This is a genomic window from Ignatzschineria indica (assembly GCF_003121925.1).
GTDB classification, from domain to species: Bacteria; Pseudomonadota; Gammaproteobacteria; order Cardiobacteriales; family Wohlfahrtiimonadaceae; genus Ignatzschineria; species Ignatzschineria indica.
The window spans coordinates 132,658-154,959 of the sequence record NZ_QEWR01000003.1 but is presented as its reverse complement, the minus strand read 5'-3'; the positions used below and the strand labels follow the sequence as shown (position 1 = coordinate 154,959).

General features: G+C 41.1%; 18 protein-coding genes. 10 read left to right on the top strand and 8 right to left on the bottom strand.

The window, feature by feature from the left end; translation table 11 throughout:
• Positions 1-54 precede the first annotated feature (54 nt).
• The 3 genes from DC082_RS06760 to DC082_RS06750 form a co-directional block, all read right to left on the bottom strand.
• Complete coding sequence (locus DC082_RS06760) at positions 55-597, bottom strand: (2Fe-2S)-binding protein (RefSeq protein WP_109236327.1); 543 nt, start codon at positions 595-597, stop codon at positions 55-57.
• Positions 598-3,390 carry a xanthine dehydrogenase family protein molybdopterin-binding subunit gene (locus tag DC082_RS06755; protein ID WP_109236326.1) on the bottom strand — a complete coding sequence of 931 codons (2,793 nt, stop codon included), beginning with the start codon at positions 3,388-3,390 and terminating at the stop codon, positions 598-600.
• A gap of 168 nt (positions 3,391-3,558) precedes the next feature.
• A complete protein-coding gene (locus tag DC082_RS06750; RefSeq protein ID WP_109236325.1) occupies positions 3,559-4,338 on the bottom strand; it encodes an AraC family transcriptional regulator in 780 nt (259 codons plus the stop codon).
• Between the two features lie 224 nt (positions 4,339-4,562).
• Here DC082_RS06750 and DC082_RS06745 point away from each other — a divergent pair, with 224 nt between their 5' ends.
• A complete protein-coding gene (locus DC082_RS06745; protein ID WP_109236446.1) occupies positions 4,563-5,711 on the top strand; it encodes an MFS transporter in 1,149 nt (382 codons plus the stop codon).
• Positions 5,712-5,817: 106 nt separating this feature from the next.
• Here DC082_RS06745 and DC082_RS06740 read toward each other — a convergent pair whose 3' ends face one another.
• A complete protein-coding gene (locus DC082_RS06740; RefSeq protein ID WP_109236324.1) occupies positions 5,818-6,474 on the bottom strand; it encodes a nucleotidyltransferase family protein in 657 nt (218 codons plus the stop codon).
• A gap of 480 nt (positions 6,475-6,954) precedes the next feature.
• Here DC082_RS06740 and DC082_RS06735 point away from each other — a divergent pair, with 480 nt between their 5' ends.
• From DC082_RS06735 to DC082_RS06725, 4 genes are all read left to right on the top strand, one after another.
• Positions 6,955-8,079 carry a mechanosensitive ion channel family protein gene (locus DC082_RS06735; protein WP_373296285.1) on the top strand — a complete coding sequence of 375 codons (1,125 nt, stop codon included), beginning with the start codon at positions 6,955-6,957 and terminating at the stop codon, positions 8,077-8,079.
• Between the two features lie 582 nt (positions 8,080-8,661).
• Positions 8,662-8,823, top strand: coding sequence for a hypothetical protein (locus tag DC082_RS10750; RefSeq protein WP_157957417.1), 162 nt, complete (start codon positions 8,662-8,664; stop codon positions 8,821-8,823).
• Positions 8,824-9,009: 186 nt separating this feature from the next.
• Complete coding sequence (gene hutH / locus DC082_RS06730) at positions 9,010-10,554, top strand: histidine ammonia-lyase (RefSeq protein ID WP_109236323.1); 1,545 nt, start codon at positions 9,010-9,012, stop codon at positions 10,552-10,554.
• 214 nt (positions 10,555-10,768) lie between these two features.
• A complete protein-coding gene (locus DC082_RS06725) occupies positions 10,769-12,085 on the top strand; it encodes a Na+/H+ antiporter family protein (protein ID WP_109236322.1) in 1,317 nt (438 codons plus the stop codon).
• A 228-nt stretch (positions 12,086-12,313) separates the two neighbouring features.
• Here the strand turns inward: DC082_RS06725 and DC082_RS06720 are convergent, their stop codons facing one another.
• The 3 genes from DC082_RS06720 to DC082_RS06710 all read right to left on the bottom strand — a co-directional run bounded on the left by DC082_RS06720 (position 12,314) and on the right by DC082_RS06710 (position 14,872).
• Positions 12,314-13,036, bottom strand: coding sequence for a YoaK family protein (locus DC082_RS06720; protein ID WP_109236321.1), 723 nt, complete (start codon positions 13,034-13,036; stop codon positions 12,314-12,316).
• A 189-nt stretch (positions 13,037-13,225) separates the two neighbouring features.
• The gene (locus DC082_RS06715) at positions 13,226-14,281 is read right to left on the bottom strand and encodes an HNH endonuclease (RefSeq protein WP_229821644.1); all 1,056 of its coding nucleotides are present in this window, start codon (positions 14,279-14,281) and stop codon (positions 13,226-13,228) included.
• A 3-nt stretch (positions 14,282-14,284) separates the two neighbouring features.
• Positions 14,285-14,872 (bottom strand): class I SAM-dependent DNA methyltransferase, encoded by a 588-nt coding sequence (locus tag DC082_RS06710; protein WP_109236320.1) that lies wholly within the window; start codon positions 14,870-14,872, stop codon positions 14,285-14,287.
• 334 nt (positions 14,873-15,206) lie between these two features.
• Here DC082_RS06710 and DC082_RS06705 point away from each other — a divergent pair, with 334 nt between their 5' ends.
• From DC082_RS06705 to DC082_RS06690, 4 genes are all read left to right on the top strand, one after another.
• On the top strand, positions 15,207-16,370 hold the full coding sequence (locus DC082_RS06705) for a YbfB/YjiJ family MFS transporter (protein WP_133243694.1): 1,164 nt from the start codon (positions 15,207-15,209) through the stop codon (positions 16,368-16,370).
• A 25-nt stretch (positions 16,371-16,395) separates the two neighbouring features.
• Positions 16,396-16,599 (top strand): tautomerase family protein, encoded by a 204-nt coding sequence (locus DC082_RS06700; protein WP_109236318.1) that lies wholly within the window; start codon positions 16,396-16,398, stop codon positions 16,597-16,599.
• Between the two features lie 337 nt (positions 16,600-16,936).
• Complete coding sequence (tsgA, locus tag DC082_RS06695; protein ID WP_109236317.1) at positions 16,937-18,142, top strand: MFS transporter TsgA; 1,206 nt, start codon at positions 16,937-16,939, stop codon at positions 18,140-18,142.
• 22 nt (positions 18,143-18,164) lie between these two features.
• A complete protein-coding gene (locus DC082_RS06690; RefSeq protein WP_109236443.1) occupies positions 18,165-19,118 on the top strand; it encodes a nucleoside hydrolase in 954 nt (317 codons plus the stop codon).
• Between the two features lie 190 nt (positions 19,119-19,308).
• Here DC082_RS06690 and DC082_RS06685 read toward each other — a convergent pair whose 3' ends face one another.
• On the bottom strand, positions 19,309-20,037 hold the full coding sequence (locus DC082_RS06685) for a hypothetical protein (RefSeq protein ID WP_109236316.1): 729 nt from the start codon (positions 20,035-20,037) through the stop codon (positions 19,309-19,311).
• 749 nt (positions 20,038-20,786) lie between these two features.
• On the opposite strand from DC082_RS06685, the gene DC082_RS06680 reads away from it, so the two are divergent.
• Positions 20,787-22,295, top strand: a complete 1,509-nt coding sequence (locus DC082_RS06680; RefSeq protein WP_109236315.1) for an MBOAT family O-acyltransferase — start codon at positions 20,787-20,789, stop codon at positions 22,293-22,295.
• The last annotated feature ends 7 nt before the right edge of the window (positions 22,296-22,302 follow it).

Below are 22,302 nucleotides of genomic sequence, written 5' to 3'. Positions count from 1 at the left end.
AATAGAATTACCCTTTAATAGAACTTATCCTGATAGAAGTTATTCTGATAGAAATTATTCCTTAATGAGCCCGGGAGTATTAAGAACAAGATCTCGCACCGCTTGATAGTAGCGCACATAACCTGTACAGCGACAGATATGATCATTGAGCGCATCTTCTATTGCTTGCTCGAGATCTTTTCGATCAATAGGCTTTTTGGCAAGCTTTTCCATGAAGATGGTAGTGGCATTGACAAATCCTGGGGTACAGTACCCACATTGAAAGCTAAAGTGATCCATGAAGGCCTGTTGAACCGGAGAAGGCACAACAGCACCATCTTCCTCTTTATGGGCAATACCTTCGATCGTACGAACCGTTTTACCATTGAAGAAGTGTGCGCCGGTAATGCAAGTACGGATCTCTTCGCTGACGCCCGTCGGGTGATCTAAAATAATGACGCAGGCATGACAAATCCCTTGACCACAGCCCATTCGTGAGCCTGTTAAATCGAGGTATTCATGGAGAAAATCGAGCATCACGATACCTTCAGGAACTTCAATGGGTCCTACTTTCTCGCCATTGATAGTAAGTGAGAGTGGTTTAGTAACAATAGTCATTTAAAGGACCTCCAAAATATCTTCGGGTAAAATAGGATGCTTGTTGAAGTAGTGACCTGTGCCGGCCGCAATAGCATTGGTAATTGCAGATACCACAGGTATCATGGGGACTTCGGCCATTCCTTTGGGTGGATCAGTTTCAGAAAGTGGGGGTAATACTTCGTGTGTCTGTTTCCAAACCGCCACATCACTCGCGAGTGGTAAGCGATAGCGGTTAAAGTTCCATGTACCATTGCCGGGACCATCTTCATAAAGGGGAAGATACTCATGAAGAGCATGCCCGATGCCCATAGCAACACCGCCTTCAATCTGTCCGGAAACAAGTTGAGGTACAATCATATTCCCGCACTCAACGACTGTATGATGGTCGAGCAGATCAATAAGTCCGGTTGCACGGTCAATCGCAATTTCTACTGAAGTTGCAACTGCTGTGTAATAGGTTACACCAGCATTATTGCGGCGAGTTTTAGGGTAGTTAACAGAGACACGAGAAGCAACTTTATATTCCTCTTGATTTCCCCAACGAAGTGAAAGCCCATCAAGAGCATAACGAGTTGGAGTTGTTTGAGGATCAATTGCAAAATCAGCATCTGCCCATTGCCAACGGTTAAAGCCATGGCCTACAACGGCTGTTAAACCATTTTGCTCATAGATTCGCTTAGTAATACGCTCTAAAGATAGAGGTTCTAAGCCATCGGCAGTTAAACCATTAGCTGTCCATCTTGCATCCTCTTTACGAACAGTTAAAGGCGCGGCTTGCCCACCGCCAATTCCTTCCGACCAAATTGATATTGCTGCGGGCCAAATCCCATAATCAAAGAGTACCCGCGCTGATTCTGAGGTGACGTGAGAAAAGAAATAAGCAGAGTTGCTCGCACTTGACGGGGAAGAGAGGAAAGGGGTCCAAAGAGGATCTTTTTCTAATTGATCTTGTTCTTCTTGCGTGATGGTTTCTGGGCTAATGGTCATATAGAGTGGTAAAAGAGGCCATTCGGTAATACCATATGCAGATTGATCCGCGGGTTTCCCGAGATATTTTGCTAGTAAAACTGATTGCGAAGTAGACATCCCGGTTCCGATCTCAATGCCACTATGCCATAGGCGAAGATTGCCATCACGACTAAGTTCAATACGGGCAAAAGAGGCTTCTTGTCCTGTACCGTAATCTTTTTGTACGCAAGAGATACCCGTGGCAAATATTTTCCCTGGATTTGCTTTCTCATATTCAGCTTTTCGTTTCTCTCGATCTTTCCAGATTGTTTGTTTAGCACATGCTGTTAACACCTCTTCACCACGCATCATTCCTCCAGGAATAGCACCTTGTGTATTTTTCATTCCTGATTTCATTAGGTTATTGAGACGAAATTCTACGGGATCGATATTCAAAAGTTTTGCGGCTTCATCCATCAATGTATCCATTGCGGGCATCGCTTGTAATGTCCCATAACCTCGGGCAGAGCCTGCATCAACTGCTCGTGAAGCAATACCGACAGCTTCAAGATCGCTTTGGGGAATATAGTAGACTCCTTGGACGCCGGTTGCCCCTACAGCCATAACGCCGGGAGTAAAGTTACAGCGACCACCACCATTACCGATAAATTTCCCGCTGAAAGCTTCAATTTTATGTGTCTTTTTATTTACGGCCATTTTGAAATGCATATCAAAGGCATGACGTTTTAATGCCGATTGGAATTGTTCATAACGGTCATTAGCTAAGCGAACCGGTAAACCATTACCATAAAGAGAGGCCATCGCACCATAAATAGGCTCTGGAGCATGATCTTTAGAACCATACCCTACTGTAAAACAGGGATGTAAAAAGAGTTTTTTCATCTTAAATTGAGAGCGATTAATCATTTCAAGGAGTGAATTCATCACTTCAAAGGGAGACTGAGCCGCCATAACGAGATGTAAAGTTTCATTTTCTGCATCATACCAACCATTAGAATTGTTAGGCTCCATAGCACAAGTATCAATTGATTGGGAATAGAACATCCGATCTAATACCAACCAATCTTCTGGTGGATTCTCAAGTTTTTTCGCTATTTGATCGGCATAGTACATACCTTCTTCATCAAGTTTTCCGCCTTCACGACCTTCCGGCCACACAGGGAGATGTTTTTTAAATGAGGCAGGGGAGATTGGGATATTTTTAAGGCTTGAATATGTATCGGGATTAAAAGGATTGTCATCCCCAATGCGTACGCCACGATAGGTTCCCCATGGGTTTCTCTCAAGATATCCGGTATATTCACCCCATTTGATAATATCTTTACGGAATTTAAGGGCATTTTTGGCAAAGCGGAAACGGACAAAGTCGTGATAGATCAAGAGGGCAACGGCCTGACCTAAATATTGTGGTGTTTTTCCTACGGGGAGTAGCATCTCATCGCCAAAGAATTGGGGAAACGTAATGCCATCTTTTTCTAAATCATCGGCAGTGACTATTCGATCCGGCATTAAGCCATCTTCTAATATGGATAGATCAAAGCCTTGGTAGATCTTATCTGCTTCTGTTACACGTAAGAGCATTGCATGGGCCTGCTTTTGTGGCCAATGAGGCATATCTTTTGCCCGAATATCAAAGGAGAATACTTTTTCGCCTGTTACTTTGGCAAGTGCATCGGTCCTATGTTGGACCCGATTCGTTAAAGGATCCCACTGTGGTGCTTGTAGGATATTATCTTCAAAAAGAGCGGCAAAGGCAGCGCTAAAAGGGGCAGCAACATAGACGGATACCCCTCCAATGACAAATGTTTTTAAAAAATTTCGACGGGATATGGAGTGGTTCACTAATTGGTCTCCTTTCTGCTAGATCGGTATATTAGAACCGATTTTATAATTAGATTTCATTTATTATAAGATAATATTGTTACTGCCGGTATTACTTTATCTATATTTATAATAATTCGCTCTCTAAATAGACTGAATATAGAGAGTAAAAATATCCTAAAAATAAGATTAGCTAGTCATCAGCTCACCTTTCAGAAATGTGCTAGGTGATTTTCCGGTCATATTTTTAAAGAATGTTGAGAAAGCGCTATCATTGGAAAAACCTAATATTAGGGCGATTTCTAAGATCGATTTTGTGGTGCTTAATAGCTCAATTGCTCGAAATAAGCGCCATTGTTGTCGCCAAGCTTGGTAGTTGAGACCTGTCTCTTTAAGAAAGATACGGCTAATTGTGCGCTCACTTGCGGCGACTTTTTGTGTTAACTCAGAAAGGGGTGGGGCATTTTCCAAAAAATTATAGTGTTGCAAACGATAATCTTGTGGGAGCGTTAAGTAGTGCTCTTCCCGTGGGGCATATTGCAGTTCTTGCCATAGTAGCTGTAGCCAATAGGCTTCTCGAGCCGGCAGTTGCCAATCTGTTTGCCAATCAGCTTGCGCAATCTCTTCTAGAATCGCTTTAAGTAGTGCAGGGCAGCTCCAGGTGACAGGTTTTGCCGGTAGATGAGAGAAGATTTCGGTATCGATATAGATCGAACGGTAGCCGACCACCTCAGTGAAAAAGACTTGGTGGGGATATTGAGGGGGAATCCAGACAATTTTTTGGGGCGGAATGACAGAGAGTTGATCCTTAATCACCACTTTCATACTCCCCTGTTCGGCAAAGAGTAGCTGCCCTTTACAATGTTGATGTAGCCCTGAATCGTGTTTCATGAGTCGAGAGGCAATACCAATAATGGGGCGCGCCATATGATCTGGGTTAAATAGAGTATCCGCTTCAATCCATGCCATCAATAAAGATTCCTTAGCTCTCTTATCGGAGGGGAAGTGTTGTGCCAGCGGAGAAGATCTATTGCTGACGATTGAAGATATATGAATATCCCCATACGAGTATATGAGTTGTAGAGCATTGTAGAGTAGATCAATGTCTGATTCTATAAAATAGTTGTCATATTTTATAAATATTTCCTAAGAGGGAAGGCGTACGATAACACTTTATTTTGCAGATGAGCTCTATGAAACAGCCATTTTCTCTTTCTCTCTCTCTACCTCTTCTTATTGCATTAATGATGTTTCCACAAGTGGTAGAGACTATCTATAGCCCAGCATTAATCGATATTGCCGATCAGTTTAAGGTGAGTGAAAATCTTGCCGGGCAGACGCTCTCCCTCTACTTTCTATCCTTTGCCGTAGGTATCGTTGTCTGGGGTTATGCGATTGATCGTTTTGGGCGAAGAGGGACAATGATAACCGCTTTAATGATCTATTTTGTCGCTACTTTAGGGGCATTGATCTCAAGTGATTTTACTCAGTTACTCTTTTGGAGAATGTTAATGGCATTTTCCGCTGCGATCGGCTCTATCGGTACACAGACGGTGATTCGAGATCGCTTATCGGGTGTGGCATTACAACAGCTATTCTCAACAATGGGGATCGCTTTAGCAGTGAGTCCTATTTTAGGATTATTTCTCGGCGTAATTTTTGTGAGTCTTGCTGGTTATCAAGGAGTATTTCTCTTTTTGATGTTGCTGGCAATTATTTTAATCGCTTGGGTGATACGTTCATTGCCGGAGACAAAGCCGGCAGAAATGGTGCGAGTATCATTTATCGAAACCTTTAAAATGATGATCTTCGATCTAGCAATTTGGAGAGATGCACTATTGATTGCGGGATTTAATATCACGCTATTTGCTTATTATCAGCTCGCCCCTTTTCTCTTTGAAGCGCAAGGTTTATCTGCTCTTTTTGGTGTCAGTGGGATCGCATTGGGTATTGGGGCTTTTCTGGGCGCATATCTGAATCGATATTGGATCAAAAAGTATCATTGGTCAGCAGCGAAGTTATTACAGATCGCCGCCGGACTTCTATTACTTTCTACTACTTTGCTATTTTGCATTGAGCATCAATGGTTCTTCTTCCTGCCGATGATTGGCGTGACGATGGCTTATAGTATTGCTATTCCCAATATTCTGACAGATGCGCTCAACAATTATCGCGATAGATTAGGGAGTGCTGGTGCGCTCTTAGGATTGCTCTACTATATCCTTATTGGTCTTGCGCTCATTTTTGTCGCTGATAGTGGTAATTTAGGAGGGAGTTTAATAGTAGTGAGTCTTTCGATTTTGGTAATGATTGGGATCAGCACTTTTCTATCGAGTCGCTGATAGATCATCGTTTTCTGGCCTGTTTATTAGTTGTGATCGATTGTTTAAGATCAATTGTTCGAGATCAACTGTTAAAGATCGATTATGAATGAGTGATTATGAACGATTATGATCGATTTACTCTCAGATAGGGGGCGCTATACCATTGGTGATCGCCCGGTTGCGTGAGAAGATCTTCCGGCGTGTCGATATCCCAGATAATGCCGGGATCGAAGACGGAGATATTTCGGGTTAACTCCGGTTTTAGGAGCTTTTGCGCACCTAGATCGCCGGTAAGCGTCGCCAGTTGAGGGAAGAGCATCGCTTTAAAGCCAACGGGGTGCCCCGATATATGATGAAATTGGGGGCGAATAATGGGATGTTCCGATTTCTCTAAATATCCTTTTAAGAGGATTAAGGTCTCCGATAAGAGATAGGGGAGATCTGCCGGCAGAATAAAGATTCCTTCGAGTGCTTTAAGTGATGCATGATTTCCCATTAAGAGTGATTGTGCCGCAATGCCGATACTATCGCCTAAGCCGTTACTCTCAATCGTTAAGATATGGGGGTGAAGGGAGTGTGCAAGCGCTGTGACCTCTGGTTCAGATTGATTGGTAATAATTACGATCTCCTCCTCTTTAAAGGCCTCTTTAACTCGATTGTAAGTCAAAGTAAGGAGCGCTTCTTCAAAGAGTGGGGGCGATACGAGAAGTTTATGTTGATTACTCTCTGCTTTAAAGCGACGGCTTAAGCCGGCAGCCATAATAAAGATACCAATAGCCATAGATAAGATTCCTTTTTGCAGAGAGGCGCTCAGCAAGATTAGAGATAGGGTGATACAGGATAGAACTGTTTAGAAAAGCGACCTCAATCATAAAAGAGAGGGGCGACTTAAAAATCGTGCATCGATAAGATCAATATAGACTGTAGCCACGTTATGAACAACCTTTGAGCCCCTTTATATTTACATAACTGATGATAAAAATGATCAATGAAATGATCAATGAAATGATCATAGAAATGATGCAGGGTGAAATGAGGAGGAGATCAGGGAGAGAATCGCATCTATTCTGCGCCTGAAAAGAAGCGATATCGTACTTAGCCATTTGAGTTTTATGGGGGAGCGTTGGGGAAAATTGATACAGAAGGAGTCTCTTTTCCCATTGGGAATCTACGGGGCTCGGTGTACACTATGATGGTCGATGTTTAGGAGTTAAAGAATATGAAAGAGATGTTAGCAGACCCATTAAAGGTCAAAGAGATTATTAGTAATCCTTTAGTCATTAAATATGGGATTGGCATTGGACTCTTATTGGTGGTGCTCTTTCTCTATCTCGCTTTAAGTTTTATCGTCCGTAAAAAACGTTGGACCCAAAATGGTATTGTAAGCCACTTTATTTTGGGCGGAATTTTAGCTTTCGGTGTCTTTGTACTCTCTCAATATCTGCAGATGGCATTGACCGATTTCCATATTAAGATGATTACGGCCAAGATGGTGGTGATTGTGCAGATGGTTTTGATCGGATTAATTCTGATTCAATCGCTCTTCTTTATGGTCAATAGTTTAGAACGCTCACAGATTGAGAAGGGGGCGGATAAAACTTCGGCAAAGATCATTACGCGCGTCTTAAAGATTGCGATCTTCTTAATTGTTCTACTGCTCTTTGGTGAGCACTTTGGCTTGAGTCTCTCTGGATTGATGACCTTTGGGGGGATTGGCGGCATTGCGATCGGTTTTGCGAGTAAAGATGTTTTGAGTAACTTCTTCTCCGGTGTGATGCTCTTCTTTGAGCGACCCTTCAATATCGGCGACTGGATCAACTCTCCTGATCGTAAGATTGAAGGTGTAGTAAAAGAGATCGGTTGGCGTAGCACTAAGATTATGACTTTTGATAATCGACCTCTCTATATTCCCAATGCGCTCTTCTCCTCAATTAGTGTTGAAAACCCGGGGAGAATGACTAATCGCCGGATCAATACAGAGATCGGCCTGCGTTATGAAGATGCCGACAAGGTCAATGCTGTGGTGAATGATATTCGAACCATGCTGCAACAGAATCCTAAGATCGATTTGACGCAGACACTGTTAGTCTACTTTAATGCCTTTGGCGAATCCTCTCTCAATATTATGATCTACTGCTTTACCAAGACGGTAAAATGGGCAGAGTGGTTAGAAGCGCAACAAGAGGTCTATCTCAAGATTATTGAGATAGTCCATAAAAATGGTGCTGACTTTGCCGATACGACACAGCTTCTCTATCTTGATAATAATGAGGGCGCGTTGAAAGTTGAGGTGAAGCAACCAGAGATGCCGGCAACGCCTCTTCCAGAGGCAGATGCAGTAGCGAGCAAGATCGATAGTACGCCGACAGTGACGCCGAAATCCTAAAGTGATAAAGCAAGATGATACTCGATCGATAATAATGAGATTCTAAATTTAGAGTCAGCACAGATTAAAGTTGTTATTAAAGTCGTTACTAGAGTCGTTACTAAAGTCGCTCTTTTCCTATAAGTGATAACCCCATAAAGTGATTTTATGGGGTTATTTGTTATCTCCCCGAACCCCACCTCTAAAGGGCTGTATTGCTGTACTGCTATAGTAGTGTAATAGCTTGATATTAAAGGCTATTTTTTGGAAAGTGTTCTCTTTTTTCTGCCTTTTTTCTACTTTTTTTAAAAGCCCTCTTTTTCTCTAATTTATTGATTTTGCGATATAAATTCTCTTTTCTCCTCTTTTTCATCCTTAAAATTTGCGAAAAAATGTTGCCGTAATTTTTGAATCGTGATTAAGTGTTGGGGTGATCTATAAATGTCTATACAAATAAAGATAGAGTAGCGATAAAGAAAATATAAGAAGAGATCACACTATTAAGATGTAACACATTGATTTTAGCGCCTGTTGATGGCGAATTAAATAATAAAGAGAGATCGAAGTGTTCATTTTAGATTGAGTAATAGGAGGAGATAGAAATTGACTAGACAATTTTTAGGGCAATTTGTAGAGCAATTTGTAGAGCAATTCACTCAGCAGTTGACGGACCAATATTGTGGATCGTTCTCGATCGATCGAGATTCTCCTTCTGACATTCTAAATGGATCTTATTGCGGCATTGCAATGCCGCAATTGCATTAAAACCCGTATTAAAAATCGTATCAAAGTTGTATCGAGATAATGAAGTACCGATGAAACAACCGATAAAGCAATCGATAAAACAATAAATATAAATAGATGAGAACGAGGATAAGAATCGAGGTGGGTGCAGAGCTATTACACAAATATCTCGAACTTCTCAGGGGTTCTCAATAGAAGGAGAAGAGTATGTCACAAGAATATATCAAGATTGATGGTCATAGTTTAACGTTAGAAGATATTGTTCGTGTTGCGCGTGAAGATGTGCCGATCAAGTTGAGCGAAGCGGCGATTGAAGAGGTCGAAAAATCACGTCAATTTGTCGATCAATTAGTAGAGTCGGGCGAAGCTGTTTACGGCATTACCACAGGCTTTGGTAACTTTAGTACCGTTCATATCTCTAAAGAGGAAGCGAAAGATCTGCAAAAGAATCTGATCATTAGCCACTCTTGCGGTATTGGTAACTGCTTTAGTCGTGAAGTAGTGCGGGCGATCATGTTACTGCGCATTAACAATCTTGCGAAGGGCTTCTCCGGCATTCGTTTAAGTACACTTCAGACCTTGATTGAGATGCTCAATAGAGGCGTACATCCCAAAATTTATGAGAAGGGCTCTTTAGGTGCAAGTGGTGATCTGGTTCCGCTAGCGCATATGGTTTTGCCGATGATTGGTGAAGGGGAAGCAGAGTATGAAGGCGAGATGCTCTCCGGAATCGAGGCGATGAAACGTGCCGGCATTACACCGATCGAGCTTACCTCTAAAGAGGGATTAGCACTTATCAATGGCACACAGGTGATGACAGCAGTAGGTGCGTTAACGGTTTTTGATTCAATCACCCTTCTTAAAGCGAGTGATATTGCCACAAGTTTAACAATTGAAGCACTCAACGGCATTACCGATCCTTTTATCCCTGAATTGCATGCACTTCGTCCTCATCCAGGGCAGAAGCAGGTTGCTGCGAATCTCTTAACGCTCCTTGCCGGCAGTGAAAGAACGACACATCAAGGGGATCTGCGTGTGCAAGATGCATATTCGCTTCGTTGTGCGCCTCAAATTCAGGGTGCAAGCCATGATGCACTCAATTATGTGCGTGAACGTGTTGAGATTGAAATCAACTCCGTCACCGACAATCCCATCATTCTGCGTGATAAAGGTATGGGAATCTCCGGCGGTCACTTCCACGGTCAACCAATGGCATTAGCATTCGATTTCTTAGGGATCGCACTAGCAGAGATCGCTAACGTCAGTGAGCGCCGTATAGAGCGTCTTGTTAATCCGGCACTCAACAATGATCTTCCGGCATTTTTAACCGAGCAGGGCGGATTACACTCCGGCTATATGATTGTGCAATATGCAGCGGCTTCCTTAGTCTCTGAAAATAAAGTTTTAGCACATCCGGCAAGTGTCGATTCGATTCCCTCATCTGCGAATCAGGAAGATCACGTCAGTATGGGAACCATTGCTGCGCGTAAAGCGCTCGATATCTATAAGAATGCAAAATCAGTGGTCGGTATGGAGATGATGCTCGCATGTCAAGCGATTGATCTTAATAAGAAAGATGCCGGCAAAGCACTCGGAAAAGGAACTCATGTTGCCTATCATGCGGTTCGTGAGCAGGTCTCTGCATTAACGGAAGATCGTATTGCTTATGTCGATATGCATAAAGTGATCGATCTTATTAATGAGGATCTGATCGATGCTGTTGAATCTGCATTAGGCGAGAAGCTAGGTTAATTCCTAGCTTTTTTGTCTCATAATTGTTCGATTTTTAGCACCGGAAGCTGGCAGTTTGCTGTCTTGACTGCCGGGTTCCTTTTATCAACCGTGATATGCGCCAATAGGAGGCAATGCACAATAGTAACTCACATCATAACAACCATAATAATTTACAATAATTCTAATAATTGAGAGCGGTATCGCTCAGTGAAAGTTTAAGGAGGGGGAGAATATGGAAATTTTATTAAATCCAGTTCTTATTTCAGTAGTTTTGATGATTGTACTCTGTTTGATTAACGTTAATATTCTATTAGCGATTATGATCTCTGCAATTGTCGGTGGTTTAGTCGGTGGATTCGATATCAGTAAGACGATGGATCTTATCGTCTCGGGAATGGGAGGGCAGGCGAATACCGCTTTAAGTTACGTCCTGCTCGGCGCACTTGCCGGAGGTATCGCCCAGACAGGCTTGACCACCATTTTATCCAATAAGATGGAGCGAGTTGTTGGAAAGCGCGGAAAGGTTTTCTTGCTGATTTTAGCGGGTGTTGCGTGTCTTTCCCAAAACGTGATTCCGGTGCATATCGCCTTTATTCCGATCTTGATTCCACCACTACTCAAGATGATGAATGATATTAAGATGGATCGCCGGGCGGCAGCTTGCTGTTTAACCTTCGGTCTTAAAGCGCCTTATGTTGCGCTTCCTCTTGGATTTGGACTCATCTTCCACGGTGTTGTTGCCGAGAATATGACGCTCAACGGGATGGAAGTTGCCAATACTGAAGTGTGGAAATATGTTTGGATTCCAGCATTGAGTATGGTGGTCGGTCTCTTGATTGCGATCTTTATCAGCTATCGTAAAAAGCGCAACTATAAAAATCTTCCCATTATTGCATCAAAAGAGTCAGAATTAGCGGTGACGGATCACTTCACACTGCAACATCTTGGCGCGATTTTAGGTGCGCTCAGTGCCTTTGTTGTGCAACTCTGGACAGGTTCACTGCCATTAGGAGCATTGATCGGCTTAGGGATTATGGTGCTCTTTAAAGCGATTCCTTTTAAAGCGCAAGATAGTGCGATTTTAGATGGGGTAAGATTGATGGGTTTTATCGCCTTTGTAATGTTAATCGCATCGGGTTACGCTCATCTTTTAAGAGAGACAGGCGGAGTTGATCATATCGTTCAGGTCTCAAAAGATCTTGTCGGCGGTAGCCAATTCTGGGGCGCGGCGATGATGTTGATCGTCGGGTTATTAGTCACCATGGGGATCGGTACTTCATTCGGAACAATTCCGATTATTGCCACCATCTATGTTCCATTTAGTATGGCATTAGGATTCTCTGTAGAAGCAACAACGATGCTGATTGTCGTTGCCGCAGCACTCGGCGATGCCGGCTCACCTGCTTCCGATTCTACTTTAGGACCCACTGCCGGATTGAATGCCGATGGACAACATAATCATATCTGGGATACCTGTGTACCGACATTTTTACACTACAACGTTCCCTTAATTGTTGCGGGATTAGCAGCGGTGATGTTCTTTATGTAGCCGATATCGATCTGTATCAGTCAAAGAGAATATCAAAGAGATATAAGAGAGCCTTAGCAATATGAAGACCATAGAAAATCATATCTGCTAAGGCTTTTTGCTGTAAGGTTGATTCTCAGTCTGTTACTAACAATGCCGGCAATATGCAAAGCTCTGAAGATGCCGGCGATGTCGATGATGAAACTAGTGATAAGCGCTTTAAAGCGGGCGATTGTATATTATTAACGTTTAACTATAGTGAGAATCGATCGGTTCATGCTCATTATCTTTCGCATAGAGAAGATAGATCAATACCAAAAGAAGGACCAATGCCGGGAAGAAGAGCATCTTCTCATTAAAGTGAGCCGTCGCAATCGTGCCGATAAAACCGCCTAGGGCAAAGCCGGCAATTACATAAAAGAAGATCAAACTCTTAATGAGCGCATGAATTCGCCCAAAGAGGGTGAGCATCAAGAAGTTAAAAGCCTCTTGCAATACCGGCGTAATGGCAACATTTCCATAGGTCATACCATCCACTTTATGGAACGCATTCCCCTGCATGCCGGCAATAAAGGAGATAATAAGGCAGATATGGGTAATAGTGAGATAGCCATCTAAAATGCCGGTTCCCAAAACCGTTAAGAGTAAAACCTCAAAAGAGAGAATCACAAAAGCCCAAGTCTTACGTCTCTCCTCTTCCAGATAGGCGATAAATGCGGTTGTCATCGACCCCAGTCCAAAGGCAATCCCCACCCAGATAATCCGCTTAAAATGCTCCCAATCTCCCGTTGCCGCACTCTCTCCAAGGAGGATAAAGTTCCCCGATTGCAATGTGCTAAATGCCTTGATTTTATGGTAAGTATATCCATTTAAACAGCCGGCAATCAGCGCCAAAATAAAGGCCATCATCGGCGACTCCACAAGCGGCGTCTTCGGCGTTTTAATCGGGCTGAGTGTCTTTTCGTAACTCATCTTCTGTGATCCTTTATAAATAGGGCAAAGACTAAATTGATCCCGCCGGCAACATCTATTCAGTGACAATATCAGATAATGATTGCCATTATATCGGATTTAATATTTTCGATAGTTGATCGCATGAGTTTAATTGTTTAATAACAGTGGAGCAGTACCAATTTCAAACAAGAAAGATTTTGGAAAATCTTATTTATTCTCCGGCGTCCATAACGACAGTCCATTTTTATTCTGCACTTGAGTATAAGCCCAATTGGCAATCGATTCAGAACGGATTCGATCGGCGATAAATCCTATTTTGCTGATCTCCTCGGTGATGAATGCATCATATTCGAGATTTCTCTCTAACCATTTTTGATAAAAGTGGAGATCTGCGAGGAAGTTACTCTTCTTACTATTACAGCTATGATCCGCTAGTACGAAATTATGTGCCGTATCGACCTGATAGAGTGACCAAGGAATAAAGTGATCAACAGCAGATCGGTTTCGTATTGGTTTATTACAGTAGAAGCAACGATTATTTTGAATCTCTTGTAAGATCGGTTGTACTTTACTGAGTTGGTTGCGATCAGTTTCAAAGAGAAAAGTATCAAGATCGGGCAGGGAATCTAAAAGATGGGCATTTTGTTTATTTAAGCGTACCGTATCGACCCATGCTTTTTGACAAAGCTCTTCAATAATCAGGTTGAAGGTCCGAAGGCAATACATCACATTGGGAAGAAGCGTAATCTCGGTAGAGGTTGATTGATCGTAATTGTAGAGAAATTCAAAAGACTCTTTCTGAATATATTGCAGGCGCCAAATAGGATTGTTTTTAATAATCTGAATAGTTGCTCTATTTAATTTATTCCATGCTTCTTTATCAGAACGTGCTTTCGAGATTGTGCGATATTTTTCTTGTGCCTCTGTTAAACGTCTGATAATTGCGGCTTGGGAGATATTACTTTGAAATAGAATAAAAGGTTCTTGTTCTTGGAAGTGAAAAGGTTTTGCCTGATTCCAGTAGAGTTCGATAAATTTATCGGCGATATCAGAAAACTTTAAGACAAGACGATCGCCCGTTGGTTTCCCCTTTTCAATAGCAAGGCGCGTGATACTTAAGAGAAGGGCATATTTGTAGGTTGCCGTTGTATCGGCAAAGCTGATTAACTGCTGAATATTATTGAGAAATTCGAGCTGTTTTTCGGCGGATGGAATCGGCAATGATTCAGCCAAATCCTCTTGAATGATCTCTGTTGTAATCACGCTCTAATCTCCTCTTTTTTGAAAAATAATATTGAGCCACTCATCATCTCTATCGGGTCGATTATCTGATGTGATCCATTGTTGTAATAGCAGAATGTTTTTGTGCGGACTTAATAATTGAGCTATCTGTTCTTCATTAAGATCCGTAAAATGTCGCCCCTCTTTCTCCCGATCTTCTGAACCATATTTGAAAGAGAGATAGCAGACTCCTCCATTTTGAAGTGAGTCAATCAATGATTGTAAAACCTCCGGTAAACGATCTCTTTCACAATGAAGAAGCGAAGCACAAGCCCAAACGCCGGCATATTGATTCTTTGCCGTGATCTCATAAAAGCTTCCTACTTGAATATCGAGCTTAGTCTTTTCCCGCGCCAATTCCACAAGTGCTTCTGAATAATCAAAAGCCTCAACATGATATCCCTTTTGCGAGAAATAGAGCGCATCTCGACCGGAGCCACAGCCTACATCAAGAATGATTTCTTCTGCCGGCAAATAACGAAGGAATGCACGATAGAGCGGTTCCATATCCACATAGAAAGTATTTTCAAAAAAGGATTCAGCTTCGCTGTTGTAGTAGGTTTTGGTTGTCATAAGCTTTAGATAAATATTGCCTAAAAGTGGGCTAATAAGGGGAAGATTGAGATATCTATTAATGGATAGATGTTTATCGATAATATAACTTTGTGAAAAAATATTCTATTGAGATCTTTCTTATAAGATCCCGTTTTTTAATCCATCAGAATAATCTCCCCCAGTTATATCTTAGTAAGTGTACGGCTCTTGGAATTAGTAGATGATCTTAAAAACTTTTCAAGAGTTTTATCTATCAATAATTAATTATTTTAGTTCTATTGACTAATCTATCCGCGACACTTAACTTGATTCTTACATTATAAAAATAAAATCATTTGAATAAGGTTCTGCGGTGATCAAGAAAAAGAGGGGATCGTTAATTTCGATATTATTATTTAGCGTAATAATATTAACTATCGGGATGGGGTTCGGTCGTTTTTTATATACCGCTTTATTCCCTTTAATGCTATCAGAGGGAATATATAATTTTCAGCAGTTATCCTATATGGCCAGTTTTAATTACATTGGTTATTTGTTAGGAGCTTTACTATTTTCCCTCTCCTTTTTTCATAAAAAAGATTATGGAAATCTCGTATTACGCTATAGCTTGCTCTCTACCTGCCTCTTCTTATTTTTGATGTCATTAGATACTAATTATATCATCGACTCTATAATAAGATTTTTAGCAGGTGTTAGTAGTGCCGGCGCGATTATCTTTGGATCAAGCCTAATTATGCGATTATTTAGCAATAGATTAATCGTGAGTGCATTTTTTTCAGGTGTTGGTTTAGGTATTTTTTTAGGTAGCGAAATTGTAAATATCGGTTTACTCTTTGATTTTACATCATCTGAATTATGGTTTTATGCATCATTGATCTCTTTAGGTTTGGCTATAATTGCACTGCTGTTTTATCCACATAATAAAATAGCCTTAGCCAATAGAGCAGAAGTTTCAAATATTCCGAAAAGGAATATAACGATTTCTTGGCTCTCTTTAGTCATTTTATATGGCCTATCTGGATTTGGATACATTATTACAACTACATATTTTCCTATTTTGGCTCAAGGATTAGGTGATATAACAATTGGTCAGCATCTATGGGCTTTTGTTGGTGTTGGAGCAATGCTCAGTTGTTATTGCTGGATGTATGTTGCAGAAAAGATAGGGGAAATTAATGCATTAAATATTAATCTATTAAGTCAAAGTATCTTTGTCGCACTCTCTTATTTTGATAGTTCCTATTTCTTACTATTAGTGAGTGCGTTGGGAGTGGGAATTACATTTATGGGGACAACACTTTTAGTCGTAGCATTAGCAAAAAGAACAGCGAGTCCGAAAAGCATTAATTTAATAGGATTAGTGACATTTGCCTACGGAATTGGCCAAATTTTGGGTCCGATTTTAACGAGTTATGTTCAGGTAGCAACAGACTCAATTTCTTTTGCAATATTAGCTGCAAGCTTTGCTCTATTGGTTGCAGCGGTAATTGCTACTTTATCAAAAAAGCATTATTAAATCATTACTAAAAAGAGGGATTCATATGCCGTACGTTAATATAAAAATTACCAAAGAGGGAGCTACACCTGAGCAAAAGCAACAACTTATTGAAGGAGTGACAGATTTACTTGTCAAAGTATTAAATAAAAATAGAGCAACGACTATTGTCGTTATTGAAGAGATTGATACGGACTCTTGGGGAATAGGGGGCGTTCCGGTGACCGAAATAAGGAAGAAGAATAAATAGCCAATTGCTATTGTTATTATTAATTGTATGCTGTTACGCTTGTTCTAGTTCAGTCGTTATTTTTCTAAAATAGTTTCTTTCGCTTTAAGATTTTTTCATTGAGATAACTACGGATCATAGAGTTTATGGTTCTATGCATACATTAAAATCGTAACTTACAGAATTGAGCTTTTTTATTTTACCGATAGTTTTTTTCATTAACTATTCTTGATGCTACTAGTGCCTATATATTTTTATGTATAAATATATAGAAATAATAACTATATAGGTTGATTAATACACTACTATTGACCATTGATTGGTAAATCTCAATCAATGTTCTGTTACAGAGGTTGTTATGAAGTCTTATCGAGCAAAATTGATGCTAGTCTCCTTCCTGACCTATATGATTATGGCTGGTCTTTTAACTCAGGTGGGGATTATTATTGATCCTATGGCTAAGTATTTAGGAGTGCCTATCACAGAGGCTGCCTCCATTTTTTCTTATTTAACAGGTGGAACATTACTAGGAACTATCATTTCGATGATCGCTTACTCTAAGTTTGAGATTAGAGATGTATTGCGATTTAACTATCTATTCTTTTTAGTGATATTGGTACTCATTATCTTTTTTAACTTTCAGAGTGTTGTAGTAGTTTCTCTTTATTTACTAGTGATAGGCGCTTGTTGTGGAATAGGGTTATCAGGTGGAGCTGTGATTATCTCTAAAATCTTCAATGAAGAAAAACGAGCTTCGGCTTTTATTGCAACAGACTGTGCCTTTAGTGCTGCTGGTTTTATTTTTCCTAGTTTAACCTCATTTTTGATTGTCCAAGGTGTTACCTGGATGGGAGGATATGCTATTGTAGGAATTATTGTTTTCTTTGTTTTTTTAAGCACTTTTTTCTTTCAGTATCCGAAAGAAACGCCCACAGATAAAACGGAATCAAACGCTTATCCAGCACTCTACGCTAACTTCAAGAGCATTATTAATGTTCGTGTGATTTTATCGGGAACTGCTTTAGGTTTATATCTGTTAGCACAGACAACATTTCTCACTTGGGCGCCTAACTATTTGCAAGAGGTCTTTCAATTATCTTCTCAGGAATCAAGCCTAGCTGTTAGTAATTATTGGGGGCCATCTATTTTTGGTCTTATTATTGCGGCAATTTTGGTTAATAAATTTTCAGCACGTTATCTATTGGTTATTATTTTATTTATAGCTATTTTGGTTACGGCCTTTTTAAATATTACAACTAGCGCAACGGCCTTTCTCTATACTACAGTGCTTTTTGGTTTTTTCACTTCGGCAATCTATAAGATTGGTATTTCGATTGGATCTCAGCAAATTCAAAATGCGCCGGCAATTTTGGTTACCTTCCTCCTTACTTGTGGTGGTATAGGGAGTACCGCAGCGCCAGCTTTTTCTGCTTTTTTTGTAAGCAATTTTGGCGTACATAGTGCGATGGTTATAACAACGATTGCATTTGTTGTAGTGTGTATACTCTTTATCATTTGTTTTTTATTAGAAAAACAAACTGTAAAAAATCTTCAGCATCTATAAAGGTAAAATAACAATGGCAGATATTAGAAAAAAAGTGATTTTTGACACCGATCCCGGTATTGATGATGCAATGGCGCTACTTTTTGCTGAAGCGCATGATTCTATCGACTTAATGGGGATTACAACAGTGTTTGGGAATGCTAGTATCGAGAGTGGTACTCGTAATGCACTGTTTTTAAAGAAGAAGTTTGACTTGAAAGCGGATGTGGCACAAGGTGCGGATATTCCATTGGTGGTTGAACCTGGAGAACCTACCACTTTTGTACATGGAGATAATGGGCTTGGCAATATCGATATTCCTGATGAGGATTTTGGGATGGTCGATCCTCGAGTGGCGCATGATTATATTATTGAACAAGTAAAAACGCATCCTTACGAAATTACTATTATTGCAGTAGGGCGTTTAACGAATCTCGCTTTAGCATATCAAAAAGACCCATCGATTGCGCCACTTGTAAAAGAGGTTATTGTAATGGGCGGCGCTTTTAAGTTCAATGGTCATACAGGTAATGTTACTCCATTTGCAGAGGCTAATATCTTAGGTGATCCTCATGCGGCAGATATTGTTTTCACAGCGCCTTGGCCAGTTGTAGTTGTAGGCTTAGATGTGACCCAGCAGAGTATTATGGATACTCAATACGTAGAAAAGTTGCGCGACTCTTCAGAAAAATATGGTGATTTTATTTATAAAATTACTCGTTTTTATGCGGATTTTCATAAAAAAACGGCTAATTTAGATGGTTTTTTTGTCCATGATGCCTCAGCGGTTGCCTATGCAATTGATCCAAGCCTCTTTACCACTAAAAAAGGCAATATCCGCGTAGTTACAGAAGGTCCTGCGATTGGCCATACGATGTTTAAAAGTGATCCGCGTGTTTATCCCGTAGATGAATGGAGTAATAAACCATTACAACATATCTGTATAGATGTTAATAGTGAGGCATTCTTAGAGCTTTATATGAAGACATTAGTGTAATGGCTCGCTAAGAACCTACTCAAGCCTTAGTTTGATTAAAGCATTATGTTTAATGCGCTCTCCGCTAAGGATTTTATCGTTACAGGTGATTTTAGATAATCCTTGTGAGAAGGAGTGGGGCAGACCTTACTACCCCTATATTACAGAAGCTTAATCGATAAGACTTTAATTAATTCCCATCGAGAAGGCGCTATTGATGAGCGTCTTCCCCTGTTTCGAAGCTTGTTTCGCTACAATCTTGTTGGAGATCTTTGAGCAGAATGAGATCGTAGCCGATCATCACCTTTTCGATCTTATCGGGCGTGAGGTGGCGCTCTGCAATTTTGCGATGCTTATAAGGATCACAATTGTATTGGCCATACATCATCCAATCTTCTCCCTCTCTTTCTGCCATATCGGCCGCCCATTGTGATGCCCAGCCGTAAGAGGCTTGGGTGGAACTTGCTAATACTTCAATAAAATTCTCCACGCGTGAACCATTATAGTGTTCATAGATTACCGGGTCGAAAGCATTGCCACAAGCGATGCCGAAGCAATCTGCAAAGAAGGTCGTCGGTGCCGGTAGATCCCCAAATTTGAGGCTATTGGCCGGCCAAGGTGCCGGATTCTCTTCATTTTGAGCGATGAAGTTATTAAGATCAAACCTACATTTTGGCGAAAGGGTTAGCTCTAAAGCGCGGATTGAACCATTCGCGGTGTAGGTGTTGATCCGGCAACCATTGAGTAGATACTCTTTACCATTATCCCGCGTGACGCGAGCAGGGCCGGTGAAATATTCGAGATAAGCAGTATCTGCACCGATAAAGTCAGGAGTAAAGATCTCTTCCACACTGATCTTTTCGGCAAAAGAGGCAGGAGGGAGGAGAAGTAAAGCACTGATAAGAGGAAGAAACGCGAGTCTGAATCTATTTTTTACCATGGTGAAATTTCCTTTACGGAATCGAATAATATCTAAACGTGCTCTCAGCGAGCATGATTTTTGTATCAATACAACTCGATCTCAATCTTCTCTTTAATTTCTACCATCAACAACGGCACTTTGAAGCAGACGCAATAAGAGCGTGATGCTTTAAAGTGCTGATCGGATCATGTTAAAGGAGATTGGGGCGATATAACCTTTTATAAGACGATCTCTACATGGATGCTTCCGCCGTTTATGGCGCTTCTCAAAAGGAGGGGAAGATCTCAAGCAGGTCGTGAAAGGTTATATGATGCTTATCGTTTTAATAGTTACAACCGGCTCAATATAGCACCAAATCTTGCACTTTGGCAGAGGGGGAGCAGAGTATTTCTTCGGTTATGAGTGTACAAACTTTTATCATGCTCTAGTGCGCTTTTGCTCATTTTTTATTTCTCATTTTCATGTTCCACATTTTTAGGTCTGTATCCCCAGCTAATCCTTAATTAGTCCTCAATCGACTCTCCATCTATTCTCCATCTACTCTTAATAAATACTCGATAAGCACTCGATTAATCCTCAATAAGAGGTTCTGAAAGGATCATTATTAAAATGATCGCTTAAGCTTGAAACTCCCCGATAAACACGTAGAATAACAGCCTTTGATTGTGTGCGTGCAGCAGAGATTGGGCGTGCTAAAATAAGATGGAATCAGCGGTAGAGCATCCCTCAAACGCTATAATAATTAAAATCGATATGAAGGTTGGATTGTGAGTTATCTGTCTATAGAGTTTGCCGTTGTCTTTATTCTTTTCTTTCTTCTCTATTGGTTATTTAGACGGAGCGTTGCGATTCAAAACGGGCTACTATTGGTGGCAAGTTATTGGATTATTGGCCTTTTTACCATCGATTTCGCATTGATTTTGGCCGGCTATACCACTGTTATCTACCTGCTTTCTACCGGTATTAGTTATGGGCGATCGCCTAAGTTTTGGCTGATTACCGCTGTTGTTGTGGCGATTGGCAACTTAGCACTCTTTAAGTACTTTAACTTTTTTGCACCCCAATTTGTCTATCGTCTCTCCGAATGGGGGATCGATCTCTCATTGCCGGTGGCGGAGATTATCTTCCCGATCGGAATCTCGTTCTACACTTTCCACTCTATTAGCTATCTTGTATCGCTCTATGAGCGTGCGGTCGATCAGCGAGAAAGACCGCTCGAAGCTTCATCATGGCGCGGAATGGCACCGATCAGCTTCTTCGATTTTGCCCTCTTTCTGGCCTTCTTCCCCAGTGTGATTGCCGGCCCGATCAATCGTGCGAATCGTTTTCTTCCTCAAATTCAGCGAAGATCACCGCGTGAGATTGTTGGATTTCATCGTGCATTTGCGCTCATCATATTGGCGGTGATTAAGGTCTATTGGCTCAGTAGTTATGTCTCACAAGAGTGGGTTAAACCGGCATTTGATACGCCGCAATCGCTCCATACGGTCGATCTGATCCTCGGTGTCTACGCTTATGCCGTGGAGCTCTATCTTAACTTCTCCGGCTATACCAACTTAGTGACGGGGATCGCTATTCTTCTCGGCTTTCAATTGCCAAGAAACTTTAAAGCGCCATACCTTGCCACTAATCTTAAGCATTTTTGGAGCCGTTGGCATATCTCGCTGTCGCGCTGGATTCAAGATTATATCTATATTCCGTTAGGGGGAAGCCGTAAAGGATTGGTGCGGACGCAGATTAATGTCCTCATTGCGATGGTTCTTTCAGGCCTTTGGCATGGTGAGACCTTCAACTTTTTGATCTGGGGCTTGCTCCATGGTGTCGGCGTTCTCTTCTTAAATGTTAAAGATCATTATCAGCAGAAGCGTTTAGTGGCAAAGGGTTTGAGCCGTGCAGAGATTCGCGCTCATTTTAGAGAGAATCATCCGGCTACTTATCGGACCTATTTTAATCGCTTTCTCACCTTCAACTATGTCTGTTTAGGGTGGATCTTCTTCCGTAATATCACCTTTGATGATTCGCTCAACTATCTCTCTTCGCTCTTGACGAATTTCACGTTAGAAGCTTTCCCATACCATTCGCTCGGACTTCTTTTGATGATTCTCGCCGTGACGCTCTTTCTCTATCCTATCTTGGTGAAAGTGCCGGCACAATTTGTGCGTCTTAGCCGAAGAATTCCTTGGTTTTTATTACCGATCCTCTATATCCTTATTTTGTGGGGAGCGATCTATTTAGCGCCATCAGGCATTCCGCAATTTATCTATGCAAGCTTCTAAGGAGTGA